Source organism: Streptomyces sp. NPDC018263 (assembly GCF_055562575.1).
In genome coordinates this window covers 371,637-390,260 of sequence record NZ_JBVHFA010000004.1, presented here as the reverse complement: position 1 = coordinate 390,260, position 18,624 = coordinate 371,637, and the positions used below count along the sequence as shown (strand labels likewise).

The window sequence follows — 18,624 nt, the reverse complement described above, 5'->3', positions numbered from 1 at the left end:
CGTGCCGGACACCTCGCTGCGGCTCCTGCGGCGGCTGGAGACCGGCCCGCGCGGACTGACCGACACCGAGGCCGCCGCCCGGCTGGCCGGGCACGGGGAGAACACCCCGGCCGCCGCACCGCCCGCCCCGTCCTGGCCGCGCCGCTCCGCACGGGCCCTGCGCGACCCGTTCACCGCCGTACTGCTCACCCTCGGCCTGGTCTCCGCGTTCGTCGCCTCCTGGGGCACCGCCGCCGTGATCCTCGCCCTGGTCGCGGTGAGCTGCGCGCTCCGCGCCGCCGGGGAACGCCGCGCCGACCGCTCGCTGGCCGCGCTGCGCGGCCTGGTCACCGGCACAGCGACCGTCCTGCGCCGCGCCGGCCGCGCGGACGAGCCGCGCGCCCGCGAGGTGCCGGTCGCGGATCTCGTACCGGGTGACATCGTCCGGCTCGGCCCCGGCGACCTCGTACCGGCCGACGTACGGCTGCTGCGTGCCCGGGGGCTGACCGTGCGGCAGGACACGCTCACCGGGGAGTCGGTGCCGGTCGCCAAGGAGGCGGCCGAGGTGCCGGGGCGGTTCGCGGAGTCCCATCTGTGCTTCCAGGGCAGCCAGGTCGTCTCGGGGAGCGCGAGTGCCGTGGTGGTGGCGACCGGGGCGCACACCCGGTTCGGTGCCGTCCAGCGGGCGCCCGTGCGGCGGGGGCCGAGCGCCTTCGACCGGTCCGTGCACGGCATCTCCTGGGTGCTGGTCCGGTTCATGCTGCTCACCCCGCCGCTCGTGCTCATGGCGAGCGCCGCCGTGCACGGCAGGGGCCTTCAGACGCTGCCGTTCGCCGTCGCGGTGGCCGTGGGGCTCACCCCCGAGATGCTCCCGGTGATCGTCACCACCTGTCTGGCGCGCGGCGCGTCCCGGCTGGCCGACGCCCACCGGGTCGTCGTACGGCGGCTGCCCGCGCTGCACGACCTCGGCGCGGTCGACGTGCTGTGCCTCGACAAGACCGGCACCCTCACCCAGGACCGGCCCGTGCTCGCCGCCACGCTCGGGCCGGACGGCCGGGACGACCCCGAGGTGCTGCGCTGGGCCGCCGTCGCCGCCTGGTGGGGCCTCACCCTCTCCGAACTCCCGGCCCCCGACGCCCTGGACGAGGCCCTGCTCACCGCCGCCGGACCGGTGGGGGAGGAGTACGACGGGGTCGCCGCGCTCCCCTTCGACCCCGCCCACCGGCTGGCCTCCGCCGTGGTCATGGGTGCTCTCGGCCGGCATGTGCTGATCACCAAGGGCGCCGCCGAGACCGTGCTGGAGCGGTGTGAACTGTCCGACGCCGAGCGGGAGCGGCTGCTGGGGCTCGCCGGGCGGCAGGCGGAGTCCGGACTGCGTGTGCTCGCCGTCGCCACCGCCGAACTCCCCGCCCGCACCCGGCCCTACCGCGCCGAGGACGCCCGCGGCCTCACCTTCCGCGGCCTGCTCACCTTCCGCGACGACCTGGCCCCCGGCGCCGCCGACGCCCTGCGCACCCTGACCGGGCTCGGCGTCGAGGTGCGCGTCCTGACCGGCGACCACCCGGCCACCGCCGTACGCGCCTGCCGGGACCTGGGGCTGACCGTGGGGGAGGTGCGCACCGGCGCCGCACCGGAGGCGGCCGGGGCACCGGGCGCCGTCACCGTCGTGGCCCGGTGCACGGCCGAGGACAAGGCGCTCGTCGTGGCCGGACTCCGCGCCGCCGGGCACACGGTCGGGTTCCTCGGGGACGGTGTCAACGACGTGCCCGCGATGCTCGCCGCCGACGTGGGCGTCGCCCCGCGCGGATCCGTCGACGTGGCCCGCGAGAGCGCGGACGTGGTGCTCGGCGAGAAGGACCTCGGCGCGCTCGGGCACGCCGTGCTCGCGGGACGGCACAGCAGCGCCAACATCGCCTCCTACCTGCGCGTCACCCTCTCCTCCAACCTCGGCAACGTCCTCGCCATGCTCGCCGCCGGACTGCTGCTGCCCTTCCTGCCGATGCTCCCGGCCCAGGTCCTCGCGCAGAACCTCTGCTTCGACGCCTCCCAGCTCGCCTTCGCCGACGACCGCCCCGACCCCGAGGCGCTGCGCCGGCCGACCAAGCTGCGGCCGCCCGCCTTCCTGCGCTTCCTCACCGGCTTCGGCCTGCTCAACGCGGTCGCGGACCTCGCCACCTTCGCCGTGCTCACGCTCGCCCCGCAGGAGGGCGGCGGGCTGGACGACGAGGCGCTGTTCCACTCGGCCTGGTTCACCGAGAACCTGCTCGCCCAGGCGCTGGCGATGCTGCTGCTGCGCTCCGGGCGCCGCATCGCGGGCGGCCGCCCCGGCCCGGTCGGCTGGGCCTCGGCCGCGCTGGCCGGTGCCGCGCTGGTGCTGCCGGCCACCCCGCTGGGCGCGGTCCTCGGGCTGACCGCGCTGCCCGCCGACCGCTATCTGCTGCTGGCCGCCGTCCTCGTGCCGTACGCGCTCGCGCTGGTCGGGGCGCGGGTGCGCCACGACCGGCGTCAGCCGTAGGTCAGGTTCGCGCAGGGGTTGTCGTCCGCCGAACGCGCCCCGTTGGCCACCTCGTTGGGCACCGAGGACGAGGTGGAGGACGGCGTGGGGTCGGTCGCGTACGCCTGGCCGAGGACCACGTTGATCCGGGGCGCGCCGATCTGCTCCAACTGGGCGCCGGGGAACACCTTGGCCACCGTCCGGGCGCGGTCCGCCATGCCGGGGCCGTACTGGACGACCGTCGCCAGATGGTTCTGGGAGAGCGCGGTGGCCGTGCCGGTGACGGTGAAGCCGGACGCGGTCAGCGCGGCCGAGCCCTTGGCGGCGAGCCCGGTCACCGTGGTGCCGTTGTACACGGCCACGGCGATGCCCCTGCCGGAGACGGGGGCGGGGGAGTGCGTGGCCGGCCCCGGCTTCTTCGTGGCGTGGCCCTTCCCGCCGCTGGCGTCCGCGCCGTCGATCGTACGGTCCGCCCTCAGCGCGGCCCACAGCTCGCCCGCGTCCGGCTCCACGACCGCCACCCGCGCGCCCTCGTACCGCCAGGGCACGGTGACGAACTTGGTGTTGTGCAGGTCGACGTTCTTCAGCGACATGGCGAACGACAGCAGCTTGTCCGCGCTGCCGAGGCCAGGGTCGACGGTCATCGACCTGGTCGCCGCGTCGGCCAGCGGCAGCAGCTTGGTCGGGGTGAACCCCTTGTCCTTGACCTCCTTCAACAGGCTGCCCACGAACGCCTGTTGCCGCTTGATCCGCCCTATGTCGGAGCCGTCCCCGATGCCGTGCCGCAGCCGCACGTAGTCCAGCGCCTGCTTGCCCGCGACGCGCTGCTCGCCCTGCCGGAAGAGGAGCGTGCCCCGGCTGGCCCGGTTGGGGTTGAGGTCCTTCTGGTAGACGTCGTTGGGCAGGCACACCTTCACCCCGCCGACGACCTGGGTGAGCGCGGCGAAGCCCTTGAAGTCCACGACCACCGTGTGGTCCATGCGGAGCCCGGTGAGCTGCTCCACGGTGTTCTGCGTGCAGGCCGGGTTGCCCTTGTCGGTCTCGCCGACCGAGAAGGCCGCGTTGAACATGGTGTTCGGCTGGGCCTGGGTCCAGCCGCCGGTGGGCAGCTTGCAGGGCGGGATCGTCACCAGGGTGTCGCGCGGTATCGACACGGCCAGCGCGTGCTTGTGGTCGGCGTATATGTGCAGCAGCAGCGTGGTGTCGGAGCGGCCGATGCCGTCCTTGTCGCCGCCGCCCAGCGCCGCGTTGCCGTCGGTACGCGCGTCCGAGCCGATCACCAGGACGTTCTCGCCCTTGGAGGAGCCGGCCGGGCGGTTGTCGGAGAGGCCGCCCGCGTCGAAGGTCTGGATGTTGCCGTTGAGCTTCAGATACACCCAGCCGGCCCCCGCCCCGCCGAGGATCACCAGCGACAGGCAGACGAGCAGCGCCACCCGTGCCCTGCGCGCACGGCGGCGCCGCCGGTCCCGCGCGCCGGACCGGGTGCCGCTCCCCGCGTCGCCGGAACCGCCGTCGCCCGCCGGGGAGCCCCGGCCGCCGCCGCGTCGCCGTGACGGTGCCGTCCCCCGGCTGCTCGTGATGCTCATCGCCCGCCCTCTTGTGCCTCTCCCTGGGTTGTACAGTTGCGCAATGTAGCAATCATCCCTGACCGGACCGGAGGCGCGGGAGCCCCTGGCCGTCGGGAACCGCGTGGGAATAGGGAGGGCGGCCATGCTCCGCAACGGACTGGAACCCTGGCATCTGCTGGTCGTGGCGATCGTCTTCATCGTGCTGTTCGGCTCCAAGAAGCTGCCGGACACCGCTCGCTCGCTGGGCCGGTCCCTGCGCATCCTCAAGAGCGAGGCGAAGGCGCTGAAGGACGAGAGCACCGCTCCCGCCGCCACCGCGCCCGTCGACCCCGCTGTTCAGTGAACTCGGCACGCCGGGGTCGTAGTTCCCGTATCACCTGAAAGAGGGAGGACCCGGCGGCAGGGTGCCGCCGGGCCGGGGAAACCGGTGTTCAGGCGCGGGCGCGCTCCCGGCGCCGCTGCCGCCGGGACACGCGGGCCTCCTGGTCGGGCAGCCAGCCGAAGGCGAGGCAACTGCCGACGACGCCGAGGAGCAGGCCGATGAAGAAGCCGCCCAGGTTGGACGTGAGCCAACTGCCCAGCGAGACCAGGACGCCGACGATCGAGTAGAACAGCCGCTGGGCCGGGTTGAAGAGGACCAGCAGTCCGAGCAGCAGCATCAGGGCCGGCAGCAGATAGCCCGCGAGCCCCTGCATGCCGATGTGCATGACGACCTTCAGCGACGCCTTCTCGGTGAGCAGGATCTCGGCGCCGCCCAGCGCGAGCAGCAGCCCGCCCCAGAACGGCCGCCGCCCCCGCCAGTCGCGGAAGGCCGCCCGCGCTGTCCGGCGTCCAGGCTCCGCCATCGGCTCAGCAGCCCGAGTCGCTGAAGCCCAGCTTCAGGCCGGGCAGCTTGAACACGCCCGCGGTGGTGGCGTAGTTGGTCTGGCGCAGGTTGGCGATGTGCACGGTGTCGGCCTGCTGGGAGAAGACACCGATCGGGCCCTTGGCGTTGGCCTTGTTCAGGGTGCTGGCGTCGTTGCCGATCTCGATGCGGTCGAAGGAGGCGTCACCCGACAACTCGGTGGAGTCCGTGGTCAGATCGGTCGCCGTCACCTTCTTCTCGCCCTGGCCCGCCTTGATCAGCAGGTTGGTGCCGCCCAGGTCGACGCTCTGGCACAGCTTGGTGAGGGTCGCGCTCTTGATCGCGGAAGTGACGACGAGCACCTGCCCGCCGGTGTCACCCGCGTTCGGGCTGCCGTCCGCCATGTTGTCCAGGCCGCCGAACTGCTCGAAGCCGGTGCCGGTGAGATCGGTCGCGGTGACGGTGAACGGCATGCCGGAGATGGCGAACTGCACGCCCAGTGCGCCCTCGGCGGTCAGGATCGCGAGCCCGGCCGCGACGAGGGTGGCGGGGACCGCCAGTACGGCGGCCCGGCGGTACCGGACGCGCCCGCGCCGTGCGCCGGCCGGTCCGGGCGCGGGGGTGGGGTCGGTGGACGAGAGGTCCGGGGACGAGGCCATGTCTGCTCCCATGGGCGTAGATCCATGCGGGTTTCAGGTGGCGCGTTGTCCTGGCGCGGACAAGGGCTGCCGCGCGGGCCCGCCCTCGCTGTTCCCGAGGGACGCGAGGGGCTCAGGCCGGTTACGCGACGGTAGCCTTCTCGGAAGTTACCGCCGGTTACATTGAAGGGTCAAGAGAGTTGTGAAAAGTAGGTGCCGGTCCTGCGCAGACGGTCACCGGTGACCCTCAACTCCCTTGCGCCGTATTGACGTTGGCGTCACATCAGGTCTACAACTCTGCCTGATCTCCTCGGGACCGTGGCGCCGGGCCCGAGCCGCGGCGCGCGCCGCTTCCCGGCTTCTCCGGGCGGCCGTCCCGTATACGGAATCCCGCACCTCGCATCGCATCCCGGCGCACCCTGCTCTCCGCCCCCCACCTCGGAAGAGAGGCACCCGCATGCGCACCTTCCTCGCCCTTGCCGGAACCGTCACCGCGCTCACCGTGGCGGCGGCCGTCCCCGCGTCCGCCGACGCGAGCGCCGTCCTGACCACGGGCGCCGTAGGCGGCACCGCCGTGGCCGTCGGCGACACCCTCACCGCACCGCTGGCCGCCGGCACCTCCGCCACCCTGTACTCCAGCGCGACCGGCACCAGCGGCGTCACCTGCACGGCGTCCCAGTTCACGGCGCAGGTCACCGGCAACCCGGCGGCCCCCGGCGCCGCCACCGAGTCGGTCACCGGGCACACCTTCGACAGCTCGACCTGTACCAGCAACGTCACCGGGGTCCTCGGCGTCAACGGCATCACCGTCGACCACCTGCCCTACACCGCCTCGGTCTCCTCCGACGGCACCCTCTCGGTCGCCCCGCCGAGCGGCTCGACCATCCAGACCACCGTCAAGCTGCGCACCCTGCTGGGCTCGGTCACCTGCGTCTACCAGGCGCCGGGTCTGAGCGGGAAGGCGGACAACGCCGACAGCAGCATCACCTTCACCAACCAGCAGTTCACCAAGGTGTCCGGCTCGTCGCTGTGCTTCGCCAGCGGCTACTTCACCGCCAAGTACGCCCCGGTCACCGACGCGGGGGCGAGGGTGTTCGTCAACTGACCTTCCACTGACAGCCCGTTCAGCGCCGGCGCAGGCGCGGGACGAGCGCGGCGGCCGCGGTGACCACCAGCACCGCGGCCGCACCGCCTGCCAGCAATGGAGCCGAGGGACCCGACTTCGCACGGGTCGCCTCGGCCACCGGCCTGCCGTCGTCCGGCACGGCGGCGTACGAGGAATCTTTGCGCGGCAGGGGAGTTGACGCCTCCGCCGACGGGTGCGCGGACGCCGGGTGCGAGGCATGTGCGGAGGGTGTCGCCACCGCCTTCGAGGCCGGTTTCCTGGTGGCCGCGGGTCGCGTGGCGCCCGAACCGCCGCCCGGAGCCGCGGTCTTCTTCGTGAGCACCACGTCGGAGCACGAGTAATAGGTGTCCGGCGTGCTCGTGTTCTGCCAGACGGTGTACAGCATCTGACGTCCCGTCCGGTCCGAGGGCAGCGTCAACTGAAGGCGGTACGCCCCGTTGCTCAGCGGCGGGTTCCTGAACTCGGCGAACGGGCGGTCCGGCAGGTCGGACCACTTCAGCGGCTTCGCCGGGTCGTAACCGGGCTTGGTCAAGTACAGCCGGAACGAGCCCTCGTGGGCGATCGTCGAGGCGTACGTCAGGGTCATCCGGGCGCCCGGGGTCAGCCGGGTGGCGGGCCAGTCGGTGCGGGCCAGGTCCAGACCCCGGTAGGCGGGGAGGTTCCCGCTGCACAGCCTGCCGTCCGGAATCACCTGCCGGTCACGGCCGTTGACGCCCGGCACCCGCAGGTTGTCCCACGCGGTGAAGGGTGCGCCGTTCGCCGCGATCGCGGCCCGGCAGGCGGACGACTGGTTCGCGCTGCTGCCCTGGGGCGAGCAGGCGTAGACCCGGCTGACCGGATCGGTGGGCGCGCCATGTGCCAGGGCCGGGCCCGCCGTCCACGGCAGCAGCAGGAGCGGGGTCGCGGCGGCGGCCGCCAGGGTGCTCAGGCGGGCGGTCATCCGAGTCATCCGGGACGTCTCCTCGGCGGGGCGGTGAAGGGGTCTGCATCCCCAATACGGCTGACGGCACTGGGGTGTTCACATCCACTCCCGGCCGAAGATGTCAATTCACAGACCGCATCGGCTGTTTTTGCCACGCCCTTGCCCGCTCCGGAATCTTCGCGTAAGCGACGCAGTGCACCCGGAGGCCCCCAGGGCCGGATAAAAGCGGAAGGCCCAGTTCACCCCGGTGGAGCAGGGGAGGAAGTGTGGAAGAGCGCGGAATCTCGGTGCGTCCCGCGTGACTCCCCTTGCCGCTCGGTGAGTTATCGTATGCGAGGGGTCAAAACAAACCGCGTGTCCCGTTCGTGCAGGAGAGGGGTCGGCCGATGGCGAGGCAGTTGCGCGCTGAACAGACCCGGACGACGATCATCACGGCCGCAGCCGACCTGTTCGACCGGCAAGGGTATGAATCCACCAGTCTGAGCGACATCGTCGGACACGCGAACGTCACCAAGGGCGCCCTGTACTTCCACTTCGCCGCCAAGGAGGACCTGGCCCACGCCATCCTCGAACTCCAGTCGGTGGCGGCCCGGCAGGTGGTGGCCGAGGTGGAGAGCCGGGGCTGCTCCTCCCTGGAGGCGCTGATGCGCGCCACGTTCGCCCTCGCCCGCCTCGCCGTGCACGACCCGGTGCCCCGCGCCGGACTCCGCCTGGTCACCACCAACCTGCCCATGCGGCCACCGCTGCGGCACCCCTTCACCGAGTGGCTGGAGTTCGCCACCCGCAAGCTCCACGGCGCGGTCCGGGACTGCGATGTGCACACCGAGCTGGACGCCGGGATCGTCGCCCACTCCCTGGTCTGTTTCTTCGTCGGCACCCGGGTCGCCGGGCGCACCCTGGAACCGCCCGCGCGGCTGCCCCGCAGGGTCGCCGAGATGTGGTACCTCATGCTCCGCAGCCTGGTCCCGGTGCACCGCCGCCCCCGCTATCTCGCCCTCGCGGCGCAACTGGAGCGGGAGACCAGGACCGGCTGACCTGCGGGGTACGGTGACGGCATGTCCGACGCCGCCCCCACCGCGCCCGTCATCCGCGCCGACGAACCCGGCACCTTCCCGCACCGCACCCTGGCCGAACGGCATCCCGCGATCATCCGCCAGGTCCGCGCCGGCCTCCCTTACGAACCCCCGCAGCGGCGCGCACTGGACGCCCTGCTGAAGAACTGCACCGAGGGCGTCGTCGAACCCCTCCCCGCCGACGCCCCCGACCGTGAGCGCTGGGTGAGCTGGGGCATGGACACCTACGCCGGCCGGTCCTGGTTCGACGTTCCGTGGCTGTGGGCCGAGAGCTACTTCTACCGCCGTCTGCTCGGCGCCGTCGGCTACTTCGGGCCCGGCGCCTGGCGGGGCATCGACCCGTTCCGCCCCTCCAAGACCGGCGAACTCGACTCCCCCGAGACCGGCGCCGAGCTGTCCGCGCTCGAGGAACTGAGCACCCGCCCGGCCGACGAACGCGATCGCGCCCTGCTGAGCGGCTCCCTCTGGGGCAACCGCGCCGACCTCAGCTTCCAGTTGTCCTCGGAGGGCGGCGAGCGGCGCGAAGCGGCTCCCGGACTGGTCGCCGACGACAGCGACCTCCTCTGGTCGCTGCTCCCGCCCGGCGGCACCGGCACCCTCTGCCTGGTCGCGGACAACGCCGGCCGCGAACTCGTCCCCGACCTGCTGCTCATCGCCGCGCTCCTCACCGAGCCCCGCATCGGCCGGGCGGTCCTGCACCTCAAGCCGGACCCGTACTACGTCTCCGACGCCACCACCGCCGACGTGATCGACGCCCTGCACCGCCTGCGCCGGGCCGGCGGCCTGGCGGGGGAGTACGGCGACACGCTCTGGTCGGCCCTGGGCGACGGACGCCTCGTCCTGCGCGCCCACCCCTTCTCCTGCTCACCGCTGCCCTACGCCGACATGCCGGACGATCTCCGCGCCGAGTTCGCGGCGGCCGACCTCACCCTGTTCAAGGGTGACCTCAACTACCGCCGTCTGGTGGGCGACCGGTACTGGCCGGCCACCACGCCCTTCGACGAGGTCACCGCCTACTTCCCCGGCCCGGTGGCCGCGCTGCGCACCCTCAAGTCCGAGGTGATCACCGGACTCTCGGCGTCCGCCGAGGCCGCGCTGGACAAGGCGGAGGGGAGGAAGTGGCTCACCAGCGGCACCCACGCCCTCATCCAGGTCAACCCGTCAACCGGCCCGGACGGGCAGTGACGCCACCCCGTTGGTGACGGCGGAGCCGGACGGCAACACCGGCCCGGCTAACCGCAGTTCCGGCAGCGCGCGCAGCACCTCCTCGTGGAGGACGCGCAATTGCAGCCGGGCGAAGTCGGCGCCCAGACAGAGGTGCGGGCCCGCGCCGAGGGAGAGGTGCGGGTTGGGCGTGCGGGCCGGGTCCAGCCGGCCGGGGGCGGTGAAGACGCGCTCGTCGTGGTTCGCGGCCGCGAGGGAGACGACGACCTGGTCACCGCGCCGGACGCGGTGGCCGGAGAGTTCGGTGTCCGTGGCGGCGGTGCGGCGGACGGTGAGCAGGGGTGGGTGCAGGCGCAGCAACTCCTCGATGACGACGCCGGGTTCCGTCCTTCCGTCCCGCAGCTCCCGGTACGCCTCGGGGTGCTGTGCCAGTACCGCGAGGCCGCCCGCCGCCGCGTCGCGCATGGGGGCGAGGCCGGTGGTCAGGAGCAGGGGGACCAGCATCTCCAGCTCGTCGGAGGTCAGTCGGGCGTTGTGGGCGAGCACCGTCGTGAGGTCGTCGTCCGGGTAGCGGCGCCGGTGAGCGACGAGGTGGGGGGCGTAGCCGGTCATGTCCTCCAGCGCGCACGGGCCGCTCCAGCCGGGCAGGCGGCGCCGGTCGGCGTGCGGGACGCCCAGCAGGTCGGCCAGGTTGAGCGCGGTGTACGGGTCGGACACGGCGGTGACGAGGTCGAGGACGCCGTCGGCGGCGCGGGCCGCGTCCAGGGCCCGGGTGAGCAGGGTGCGGGCGCGCTCGCGGGCGGTCTGTGTGAAGCGCCGGACGCGCTCGGGGCCAAGGGCGCGGGCCGCGTGGTCTCGCAGGCGGGTGTGCTGGGGCGGGTCCTGGTGGGACAGCAGCCTTCTGAGGAGCGGGAGTTCACCGGGGCCGGGGCGGGAGGAGTACGTCCCCGGGTCCTGGAGCACGCGGAGGGCGTCGGCGTGCCGGGACACCGCCCAGAAGCCGGGGCCGGGCCGCGCGTCCGCCGTGCCGGGCTCGTCCTGCCAGGACACCGGGGCGGGGGCGAGCGGTAATCGGTGCCGGGGGCGCGGGGAGGGGATCATGGCCCATACCGTGGCCCCGGCCCGGGGGAGGGACAAGGGGAGTGACGGCCTCCGGTGCCGGGCTGTCCGGATGTCGTCGGCCGGGCCGGAAAACGGACTCCGGGCAGGGGTGTGGCTGTGACGCTCAACGCCACACTGTGCGGAGCGAGTTCCCGGATTCGGCGCTGATTCACGCGATGGTGTGATCATCCCAGTCGCGGTGGATGACCCATTTGCCCGGCGGGTAGCCCCCCGCCATGACGCAGCCGTTCGAACTCCCGCACTTCTACATGCCGTATCCCGCGCGGCTCAACCCGCATCTCGACGAGGCCCGTGCCCACTCCACCGCGTGGGCGCGCGAGATGGGCATGCTGGAGGGCTCCGGGATCTGGGACCAGGACGACCTGGAGGCACACGACTACGGCCTGCTGTGCGCCTACACCCACCCCGACTGCGACGGGCCGGCGCTCTCGCTGATCACCGACTGGTACGTGTGGGTGTTCTTCTTCGACGACCACTTCCTCGACATGTTCAAGCGCACCCCCGACCGCGCGGCCGGCAAGGCCCACCTGGACCGGCTCCCGCTCTTCATGCCGCTCGACCCCGCCACCCCCGTCCCCGAGCCGGAGAACCCGGTCGAGGCGGGCCTCGCCGACCTCTGGGCGCGCACCGTTCCGGCGATGTCCGAGGAGTGGCGGCGCCGCTTCGCCGTGGCGACCGAGCATCTGCTCAACGAGTCGATGTGGGAGCTGTCCAACATCCACGAGGGCCGGATCGCCAACCCGGTCGAGTACATCGAGATGCGCCGCAAGGTGGGCGGCGCTCCCTGGTCCGCGGGGCTCGTGGAGTACGCGACCGCCGAGGTGCCCGCCTCGGTCGCGCGGTCCCGGCCGCTGCGGGTGCTGATGGAGACGTTCTCCGACGCCGTCCACCTGCGCAACGACCTGTTCTCCTACCAGCGGGAGGTGGAGGAGGAGGGCGAGAACAGCAACGGCGTGCTGGTGCTGGAGCGGTTCTTCGGCTGCTCCACCCAGGAGGCCGCCGAGACCGTCAACGATGTCCTCACCTCACGGCTGCACCAGTTCGAGCACACCGCGCTCACCGAAGTGCCCGCCGTCGCGCTGGAGAACGGCCTGCGGCCCGACGAGGTCGCGGCGGTGGCCGCGTACACCAAGGGGCTTCAGGACTGGCAGTCCGGCGGCCACGAGTGGCACCTGCGCTCCAGCCGCTACATGAACCAGGGCGCCCGCTCCGAGACGCCCTGGCGGGTGCCGAGCGGCCCCGGCACCTCCGCCGCCGACGTCCGCGCCCTGCTCGCCTCGGCGGGCGCCGAACGGCTGCGCGCGTACACGCACGTGCCGTACCAGAAGGTCGGGCCGTCGCTGCTGCCCGACTTCCACATGCCGTTCCCGCTGGAGCTGAGCCCGCATGTCGACGCCTCCCGGCAGAACCTCGTCACGTGGTGCCACACCATGGGCATCCTGAGCGAGGGCGTCTGGGACGAGGACAAGCTCGCCGCGTACGACCTCGCGCTGTGCTCCGCCGGACTCGATCCCGACGCCACACCCGAGGCGCTCGACCTGAGCGCGCAGTGGCTCGCCTGGGGGACGTACGGCGACGACTACTACCCCCTGGTGTACGGCCACCGCCGTGACCTGGCCGCCGCCCGGCTGACCACGGCCCGGCTGTCCCAGTGCATGTCCGTGGACGGCGAACCGGGGGTGGTCCCGGCCAACGCCATGGAGCGCGGGCTCGTCGACCTGTGGACGCGGACCACCGCGCCGATGAGCGTCGAGCAGCGGCAGACCCTGAAGGCCGCCGTCGACGTGATGACCGAGAGCTGGGTGTGGGAGCTGTCCAACCAGCTCCAGCAGCGCGTCCCCGACCCCGTCGACTACCTGGAGATGCGCCGCGCCACCTTCGGCTCCGACCTCACCCTGAGCATGTGCCGGATGGGCCAGGGCCCGGCCGTCCCCCCGGAGGTGTACCGCACCGGGCCGGTGCGCTCGCTGGAGAACGCGGCCATCGACTACGCCTGCCTGCTCAACGACGTCTTCTCGTACCAGAAGGAGATCGAGTACGAGGGCGAGATCCACAACGCGATCCTCGTCGTGCAGAACTTCTTCGGCATCGACTACCCGGCCGCGCTGGCCGTCGTCCATGACCTGATGACCCAGCGCATGGAGCAGTTCGAGCATGTGACCGCACACGAACTGCCGGTGCTCTACGACGACTTCCAGCTCTCCGAGGAGGCGCGCGCGGCGATGGACCACTATGTCCTCGACCTCCAGAACTGGCTCGCGGGCATCCTCAACTGGCACCGGGAGGTCGACCGTTACAAGGCCGAGTGGCTGGCCGGCCGGGCCCACGGGTTCGTCCCCGGCCAGACACCGGCGCGGCTCCAGTTGACCGGCTGACGGCGCTCCCGCGCCCCGGCGACCACCGGAAACCCGGTGGTCGCCCTATGCCCCGCGCGTCATGATGGCCTCATGCCGACCGCCCGCCCCACCCCGCGTCCGGCCGGCCGCACACCCCGCCGCCACGACCCCACCCGGAGGCCCGGATGACCGGCAGCACGCCCGCGATCTTCACCGCCGACGACTACCGCGCCCGGATGGCGCGCGCGACCGGCGCCGCCGCCGAGGCGGGGCTCGGGGGACTGCTCGTGGCGCCGGGTCCCGACCTGGTCTGGCTCACGGGGTACGCGCCCCCGGTCACCGAGCGGCTCACCCTGCTGGTCCTCGTGCCCGGCCGCGAGCCCGTGCTCGTGGTGCCCGCGCTGGAGGCACCCGACGCCGAGCGCGCCCCCGGTGCGCCCGCGCTCACCCTGCTGAAGTGGACCGACGGCGAGGACCCGCACTCGCTCACCGCCGAGCTGCTCGACCCCAAGGCCGGTGTCGGCGTCAGCGACAACACCTGGGCGCTGCATCTGCTCGCCCTCCAGCGGGCCCTGCCGGACCTCAGGTGCGCCGCGCTCACCGACGCCCTGCCCATGCTGCGTGCCGTCAAGGACGCGGCCGAGCTGGAGCTGCTGGCCGCCGCCGGGGCCGCGGCCGACGCCGCCTTCGAGGAGATCCGCAAGCTGCCCTTCGCCGGGCGGCGCGAGGACGAGGTGGGGCGCGACCTCGCCGGTCTGCTGCGCCGCTTCGGACACTCCCAGGTGGACTTCACCATCGTCGGCTCCGGCCCCAACGGCGCCAACCCGCACCACGAGGTCGGGGAGCGGGTCATCCAGCGGGGCGACATGGTCGTGCTCGACTTCGGCGGCCTCAAGGACGGCTACGGCTCCGACACCACGCGCACGGTCCACGTGGGCGAGCCGACCGAGGAGGAGCGCCGGGTGCACGACGTGGTGCGCGCCGCGCAGGAGGCCGGGTTCCGCGCCGTCCGGCCGGGCGCCACCTGCCAGGACGTCGACCGGGCCGCCCGCGCGGTGATCGAGGACGCGGGGTACGGGCCGTACTTCATCCACCGCACCGGGCACGGCATCGGCGTCACCACGCACGAGCCTCCGTACATGATCGAGGGCGAGGAGCAGCCGCTCGTGCCCGGCATGTGCTTCTCGATCGAACCCGGCATCTACCTGCCCGGCCGGTTCGGGGTCCGGATCGAGGACATCGTGACGGTGACGGAGGACGGCGGACGCCGCCTGAACGACACCACCCGTGAGATGGTCGTGGTGGACTGACGAGACCCAGTCAGCGACCTCAGCGACGACCTTCCGGAACGGCGAGACACGACCCATGACCCGGCCACCGATCCCCACCCCGGACACCGTGCGCGCACTGGTCCGCTCGCTGCTCAGGAGCGGTACGGCCGCGGGGCCCGAGGTACGGCCGGTCGCGCCGGAGCGGCCGTACACCTGGTGGGTCGGGACCCGGTACGTGCTGCGGCTCGCGCCCGACCGGGAGGCGTCCGTCCGGCTGCGGCGGGAGACGCGGCTACGGGATCTGGTGCGGCCGCACGTGCCCGTCGTCGTGCCGTCCGCGGTGGCGCACGGCGACTGGACGCCCGGCCTCGCCTGCACGCTCGACGCCCGGCTGCCGGGCGACTACGGCGGCGGCCACGAGGTGTCCGCGCTCGGTGAGGCCGACCTCGCGGGGCTGCTCACCGGGCTGCGCGCGGTTCCGGTACGGCAGGCCGAGACGCTCGGGGTGCCGCGTGCCGCCCCGCGCTCGCTGGGGGCGCTGCGCCGTATCGCCGCCCACGCGGCCGAACGGCTCGCCGCGGCCGACGAGTTCGACGCGGGGCGGCTGCGCCAGCTCACGCCGTCCGGGGCCGCGCAGCTCGCCGCCCAGCCCGGCTCGGCGGTCCTCACCCACCACCGGCTCACCGACGAGCACGTGCTGATCAGCGCCGACGGGCGGGTCCGCGCGGTCCTCGACTGGACCGGCGCGGCCCTGGGCGACCCGGCCGAGGACATCGCCGCCCTCGCCACCTCGGTCGGCGCCCCCGCTGCCGTCCGCGCCGCCACCCTCGCCGGCTACGGCCCCCGCCCCTGCCTGCGTGGCCTCTGGCTCGCCCGCTGCGACACGGTGACCGCCCTGACGGAGCACCTCGGCACCCCCGCGGCCGGCCCGCTGCACGCGGCCCTGCTCCGGGCGTGGGAGCCGATCATGCTGGAACGGGTGACGGAGCTGAAGGACGAGGGGTAGGGGGATCAGCAGACCCCACCCCCAGCCGACCCCCCCCCAAGCCGGCGGCAGCCTACGGCTGGGACAGCACCACGCAGGACTCGCCCGGTACCTGGAGCAGCCCGTTCGGTCCCGGCGGCTGCACCGACTCGTCCCACGCGGCCAGGATCTCCAGGTGGCCCGTGCCCAGGGGGATGGCGGCGGGTTCCTTGCCGAGGTTGACCGCGACGCGGATGTCGCCCCGGCGGAAGGCGAGCCAGTGGGCGGACTCGTCGTAGGCGACCTTGGTGTCCGCGAGGTCGGGCACGGTGAGGTCGGGGCGTTCGTGCCGCAGCGCGATGAGGCGGCGGTACCAGGCGAGGACGCGGGCGTGGGGATCGCGCTCCGGCTCGGACCAGTCCAGGCAGGAACGGTCGCGGGTGGCGGGGTCCTGCGGGTCGGGCACGTCCTCCTCCGCCCAGCCGTGCGACGCGAACTCCCGCCGCCTGCCCCGCCGTACGGCCTCCGCCAGCTCGGGGTCGGTGTGGTCGGTGAAGTACTGCCAGGGGGTGCCGGCCGCCCACTCCTCGCCCATGAACAGCATCGGGGTGAGCGGCGAGGTCAGGGTGAGCGTGGCCGCGCAGGCCAGCAGGCCGGGGGAGAGGGTGGCGGCGAGGCGGTCGCCCTGGGCGCGGTTGCCGATCTGGTCGTGGGTCTGGCTGTACCCCAGCAGCCGGTGCCCGCTCAGCCGGGCACGGTCCAGCGGACGGCCGTGGGCCCGGCCCCGGAAGCTGGAGTAGGTGCCGTCGTGGAAGTAGCCGCCGGTCAGGGTCTTGGCCAGCGCGGCGAGCGGGGCGCGGGCGAAGTCGGCGTAGTAGCCCTGGGACTCGCCGGTCAGGGCGGTGTGCAGGGCGTGGTGGAAGTCGTCGTTCCACTGGGCGTGCAGACCGAGGCCGTGCTCGGTGCGCGGGGTGATCATCCGGGGGTCGTTGAGGTCGGACTCCGCGATCAGGAACAGCGGGCGGCCCACCTCCTCGCCCAGGGCGTCCACCGCCTCCGACAGCTCCTCAAGGAAGTGCCGGGCGCGGTCGTCGTGCAGGGCGTGCACGGCGTCCAGGCGGAGCCCGTCGAGACGGTAGTCCCGCAGCCAGGCCAGGGCGCTGTCCCGGAAGTAGGCGCGCACCTCGTCCGAGTCCGGCGCGTCCAGGTTCACCGCGGCGCCCCACGGGGTCTGGTGCGTCTCGGTGAAGTACGGTCCGAAAGCGGGGAGTTGGTTCCCGGAGGGGCCGAGGTGGTTGTGCACCACGTCCAGCACGACACCCAGGCCCAGTTCATGCGCCCGGTCCACGAACCGCTTCAGCGCCTCCGGCCCGCCGTACGGCTCGTGCACCGCCCACGGCGCCACCCCGTCGTACCCCCAGCCGTGCCGGCCGGGGAAGGAGGACAGCGGCATCAACTCGACGTGGGTGATGCCCAGTTCCCTCAGATGACCGAGCCGGTCGGCGGCCGCGTCCAGCGTGCCCTCGGGGGTGTACGTGCCCACGTGCAGCTCGTACAGCACCGCGCCCGGCAGCCCGCGCCCCGGCCAGTCGGCGCGCCACGCGTACCGGTCCTGGTTTACGACCGCGCTCAGCCCGTCGGGGCCGTCCGGCAGGCGGCGCGAGCGGGGGTCGGGCAGGACGGGGCCGTCGTCCAGCGCGAAGCCGTACCGCGCGCCGTCCGCCGCGTCCGCCTCCGCCGTCCACCAGCCCTTCCGTCCCGGATCGGGTTCCATCGCCCGCGTGGTGCCCTCGCAACTGAGCGCGACCCGGTCTGCCTGTGGTGCCCACACCTCGAACTTCACGGACGGTTCCCCTTCGTCTGCTCACCGTGATGCAGTCGGTCCATCGTGCCGCGAATTCGATCAATCCGCTTTCGAATCGGGGCTTTCCGCCCGGGTGTCGCGGAAGTGGGCGCCGGGGGACGCCGGTTGCCTCTTCTGGACACCTCGGGGTGCGCTGCCCGACAATCACGAACGTGACGTCGTCCTTCGAATTCCCCGTGTATCCCGTACGGGTCTCCGACGCGGAACGCGACAAGGCGCTGCGGGTACTGCGGGACGGCGTCGCCCTGGGCAGGCTGTCGCACGACACGTTCGTGCACCGCATGGAGCTGGTCCTCGCCGCGCGCAGCCCCCGTGAACTCGCCGTGCTCACCGCCGACCTCAAGGACGGCAACCGGCTGAGCCGCGCCCTGTTCGGCACCGTGGAGGCCGTGTCGGGCTTCGGTGTCCGGCTGAGCCGGGCCTGGCGCGCCGAGCGGCTGCCCAAGCTGCTGCTGCCCCATCCGACGCACGGCCACCCGCTGCGCATCGGCCGCGACCCCGCCAGCGGGCTCCGCCTCAACCACGACACCGTGTCCCGCGTGCACGCCGAGCTCCGCTACCAGGGCGGCATGTGGGTGCTCCGGGACCTCGGCTCCACCAACGGCACCACCGTGAACGGGCGCCGCGTGCTGGGCGCCGTGGCGGTGCGCGAGGGGGACCTCGTCGGCTTCGGCACGGTCGCCTACCGGCTCGCCGCGGACTGACGCACCGGGCCCGAACTGGTGTGCTGTGGCCGAGGTCATGGCCGCCGTTCGGGTGAGGCGGGCTGGCGCGGCCCGGCCGACGTGCCGATGCACCGGGCATGAACCGTCTGACACGTACGGCGGCGCTCGCCGCCACCCTCATGGCCACCTGTCTGCTCGCCCCCGGCACCACCGCCCACGCGGCGTCCGGTGACTGGCTCTCCCTCACCGTCACCCGGCCCGGCACCACCGGCGGCGGCACCCGCGCCGCCCTGCTGCTCTGCGACCCCCCGCAGGGCCACCCCGAGGCCGCCGAGGCATGCGCGGAACTCACCGCCGTCGAAGGCGACTTCAGCCGCCTGGGCGACCGCGACGCGCTCTGCCCGCTCATCTACGCACCGGTCCGCGCGAGCGCCCACGGCAATTGGCACGGCAAGCGGATCAACTTCGAGCGGACGTACGGCAACGCGTGCGAGATGGGCGCCGAGACGGGCTCCGTATTCGCCCTGGAGGGCTGACGGCGAGGCCGGGTGGCGCCCGGCAAGTCCCTTCCGCCACCCGGTCCGCCCCGCTCGC

The 18,624-nt window shown here is 73.3% G+C and carries 16 protein-coding genes; 10 read left to right on the top strand and 6 right to left on the bottom strand.

Features of this window, described 5'->3' with window-relative positions:
• The first annotated feature begins 1 nt into the window (after position 1).
• Complete coding sequence (gene mgtA / locus ACZ3HQ_RS14170) at positions 2-2,494, top strand: magnesium-translocating P-type ATPase (RefSeq protein WP_467510632.1); 2,493 nt, start codon at positions 2-4, stop codon at positions 2,492-2,494.
• On the opposite strand, the gene ACZ3HQ_RS14165 is transcribed toward mgtA, so the two are convergent.
• Complete coding sequence (locus ACZ3HQ_RS14165) at positions 2,485-4,059, bottom strand: LCP family protein (RefSeq protein ID WP_467510630.1); 1,575 nt, start codon at positions 4,057-4,059, stop codon at positions 2,485-2,487. The two genes, mgtA and ACZ3HQ_RS14165, sit on opposite strands and share 10 nt — an antisense overlap.
• 124 nt (positions 4,060-4,183) lie before the next feature.
• Here ACZ3HQ_RS14165 and tatA point away from each other — a divergent pair, with 124 nt between their 5' ends.
• Positions 4,184-4,384 (top strand): Sec-independent protein translocase subunit TatA, encoded by a 201-nt coding sequence (tatA, locus tag ACZ3HQ_RS14160; protein ID WP_467510628.1) that lies wholly within the window; start codon positions 4,184-4,186, stop codon positions 4,382-4,384.
• 88 nt (positions 4,385-4,472) lie between these two features.
• Here the strand turns inward: tatA and ACZ3HQ_RS14155 are convergent, their stop codons facing one another.
• A complete protein-coding gene (locus ACZ3HQ_RS14155; protein WP_467510626.1) occupies positions 4,473-4,886 on the bottom strand; it encodes a DUF6114 domain-containing protein in 414 nt (137 codons plus the stop codon).
• Positions 4,887-4,890: 4 nt separating this feature from the next.
• On the bottom strand, positions 4,891-5,544 hold the full coding sequence (locus ACZ3HQ_RS14150; protein ID WP_467511068.1) for a DUF6230 family protein: 654 nt from the start codon (positions 5,542-5,544) through the stop codon (positions 4,891-4,893).
• 436 nt (positions 5,545-5,980) lie between these two features.
• Here ACZ3HQ_RS14150 and ACZ3HQ_RS14145 point away from each other — a divergent pair, with 436 nt between their 5' ends.
• Positions 5,981-6,628 carry a Tat pathway signal sequence domain protein gene (locus ACZ3HQ_RS14145; RefSeq protein ID WP_467510624.1) on the top strand — a complete coding sequence of 216 codons (648 nt, stop codon included), beginning with the start codon at positions 5,981-5,983 and terminating at the stop codon, positions 6,626-6,628.
• A 19-nt stretch (positions 6,629-6,647) separates the two neighbouring features.
• Here ACZ3HQ_RS14145 and ACZ3HQ_RS14140 read toward each other — a convergent pair whose 3' ends face one another.
• Positions 6,648-7,598 carry a lytic polysaccharide monooxygenase auxiliary activity family 9 protein gene (locus ACZ3HQ_RS14140; protein ID WP_467510622.1) on the bottom strand — a complete coding sequence of 317 codons (951 nt, stop codon included), beginning with the start codon at positions 7,596-7,598 and terminating at the stop codon, positions 6,648-6,650.
• Between the two features lie 359 nt (positions 7,599-7,957).
• Between ACZ3HQ_RS14140 and ACZ3HQ_RS14135 the strand changes: the two genes are divergently transcribed.
• Complete coding sequence (locus tag ACZ3HQ_RS14135; RefSeq protein ID WP_467510620.1) at positions 7,958-8,605, top strand: ScbR family autoregulator-binding transcription factor; 648 nt, start codon at positions 7,958-7,960, stop codon at positions 8,603-8,605.
• 21 nt (positions 8,606-8,626) lie between these two features.
• The gene (locus ACZ3HQ_RS14130; protein ID WP_467510618.1) at positions 8,627-9,829 is read left to right on the top strand and encodes a damage-control phosphatase ARMT1 family protein; all 1,203 of its coding nucleotides are present in this window, start codon (positions 8,627-8,629) and stop codon (positions 9,827-9,829) included.
• On the opposite strand, the gene ACZ3HQ_RS14125 is transcribed toward ACZ3HQ_RS14130, so the two are convergent.
• The gene (locus tag ACZ3HQ_RS14125; RefSeq protein ID WP_467510616.1) at positions 9,806-10,909 is read right to left on the bottom strand and encodes a cytochrome P450; all 1,104 of its coding nucleotides are present in this window, start codon (positions 10,907-10,909) and stop codon (positions 9,806-9,808) included. The two genes, ACZ3HQ_RS14130 and ACZ3HQ_RS14125, sit on opposite strands and share 24 nt — an antisense overlap.
• 236 nt (positions 10,910-11,145) lie before the next feature.
• On the opposite strand from ACZ3HQ_RS14125, the gene cyc2 reads away from it, so the two are divergent.
• The 3 genes from cyc2 (at position 11,146) to ACZ3HQ_RS14110 (ending at position 15,543) form a co-directional block, all read left to right on the top strand.
• On the top strand, positions 11,146-13,305 hold the full coding sequence (cyc2, locus tag ACZ3HQ_RS14120; RefSeq protein WP_467510614.1) for a germacradienol/geosmin synthase Cyc2: 2,160 nt from the start codon (positions 11,146-11,148) through the stop codon (positions 13,303-13,305).
• 146 nt (positions 13,306-13,451) lie between these two features.
• Positions 13,452-14,576 (top strand): M24 family metallopeptidase, encoded by a 1,125-nt coding sequence (locus ACZ3HQ_RS14115; protein ID WP_467510612.1) that lies wholly within the window; start codon positions 13,452-13,454, stop codon positions 14,574-14,576.
• Positions 14,577-14,631: 55 nt separating this feature from the next.
• Positions 14,632-15,543: an aminoglycoside phosphotransferase family protein gene (locus tag ACZ3HQ_RS14110; protein WP_467510610.1), complete on the top strand. Its 912-nt coding sequence runs from the start codon at positions 14,632-14,634 to the stop codon at positions 15,541-15,543.
• Positions 15,544-15,595: 52 nt separating this feature from the next.
• Here ACZ3HQ_RS14110 and treZ read toward each other — a convergent pair whose 3' ends face one another.
• Positions 15,596-17,344, bottom strand: coding sequence for a malto-oligosyltrehalose trehalohydrolase (gene treZ / locus ACZ3HQ_RS14105; protein WP_467510608.1), 1,749 nt, complete (start codon positions 17,342-17,344; stop codon positions 15,596-15,598).
• A 173-nt stretch (positions 17,345-17,517) separates the two neighbouring features.
• Here treZ and ACZ3HQ_RS14100 point away from each other — a divergent pair, with 173 nt between their 5' ends.
• Together ACZ3HQ_RS14100 and ACZ3HQ_RS14095 are read left to right on the top strand one after the other, a co-directional pair.
• Positions 17,518-18,069, top strand: a complete 552-nt coding sequence (locus ACZ3HQ_RS14100; protein WP_350901690.1) for a DUF1707 and FHA domain-containing protein — start codon at positions 17,518-17,520, stop codon at positions 18,067-18,069.
• 98 nt (positions 18,070-18,167) lie between these two features.
• Positions 18,168-18,566, top strand: coding sequence for an SSI family serine proteinase inhibitor (locus ACZ3HQ_RS14095; RefSeq protein ID WP_467510606.1), 399 nt, complete (start codon positions 18,168-18,170; stop codon positions 18,564-18,566).
• Positions 18,567-18,624: the final 58 nt, after the last annotated feature.

Excerpts from the sequence above, each read along its gene's own strand:
- ACZ3HQ_RS14165 (WP_467510630.1), bottom strand. The coding sequence starts at position 4,059 with ATGAGCATCACGAGCAGCCGGGGGACGGCACCGTCACGGCGACGCGGC.
- tatA (WP_467510628.1), top strand. The coding sequence starts at position 4,184 with ATGCTCCGCAACGGACTGGAACCCTGGCATCTGCTGGTCGTGGCGATC.
- ACZ3HQ_RS14155 (WP_467510626.1), bottom strand. The coding sequence starts at position 4,886 with ATGGCGGAGCCTGGACGCCGGACAGCGCGGGCGGCCTTCCGCGACTGG.
- ACZ3HQ_RS14150 (WP_467511068.1), bottom strand. The coding sequence starts at position 5,544 with ATGGCCTCGTCCCCGGACCTCTCGTCCACCGACCCCACCCCCGCGCCC.
- ACZ3HQ_RS14145 (WP_467510624.1), top strand. The coding sequence starts at position 5,981 with ATGCGCACCTTCCTCGCCCTTGCCGGAACCGTCACCGCGCTCACCGTG.
- ACZ3HQ_RS14140 (WP_467510622.1), bottom strand. The coding sequence starts at position 7,598 with ATGACTCGGATGACCGCCCGCCTGAGCACCCTGGCGGCCGCCGCCGCG.
- ACZ3HQ_RS14135 (WP_467510620.1), top strand. The coding sequence starts at position 7,958 with ATGGCGAGGCAGTTGCGCGCTGAACAGACCCGGACGACGATCATCACG.
- ACZ3HQ_RS14130 (WP_467510618.1), top strand. The coding sequence starts at position 8,627 with ATGTCCGACGCCGCCCCCACCGCGCCCGTCATCCGCGCCGACGAACCC.
- ACZ3HQ_RS14125 (WP_467510616.1), bottom strand. The coding sequence starts at position 10,909 with ATGATCCCCTCCCCGCGCCCCCGGCACCGATTACCGCTCGCCCCCGCC.
- cyc2 (WP_467510614.1), top strand. The coding sequence starts at position 11,146 with ATGACGCAGCCGTTCGAACTCCCGCACTTCTACATGCCGTATCCCGCG.
- ACZ3HQ_RS14115 (WP_467510612.1), top strand. The coding sequence starts at position 13,452 with ATGACCGGCAGCACGCCCGCGATCTTCACCGCCGACGACTACCGCGCC.
- ACZ3HQ_RS14110 (WP_467510610.1), top strand. The coding sequence starts at position 14,632 with ATGACCCGGCCACCGATCCCCACCCCGGACACCGTGCGCGCACTGGTC.
- ACZ3HQ_RS14095 (WP_467510606.1), top strand. The coding sequence starts at position 18,168 with ATGAACCGTCTGACACGTACGGCGGCGCTCGCCGCCACCCTCATGGCC.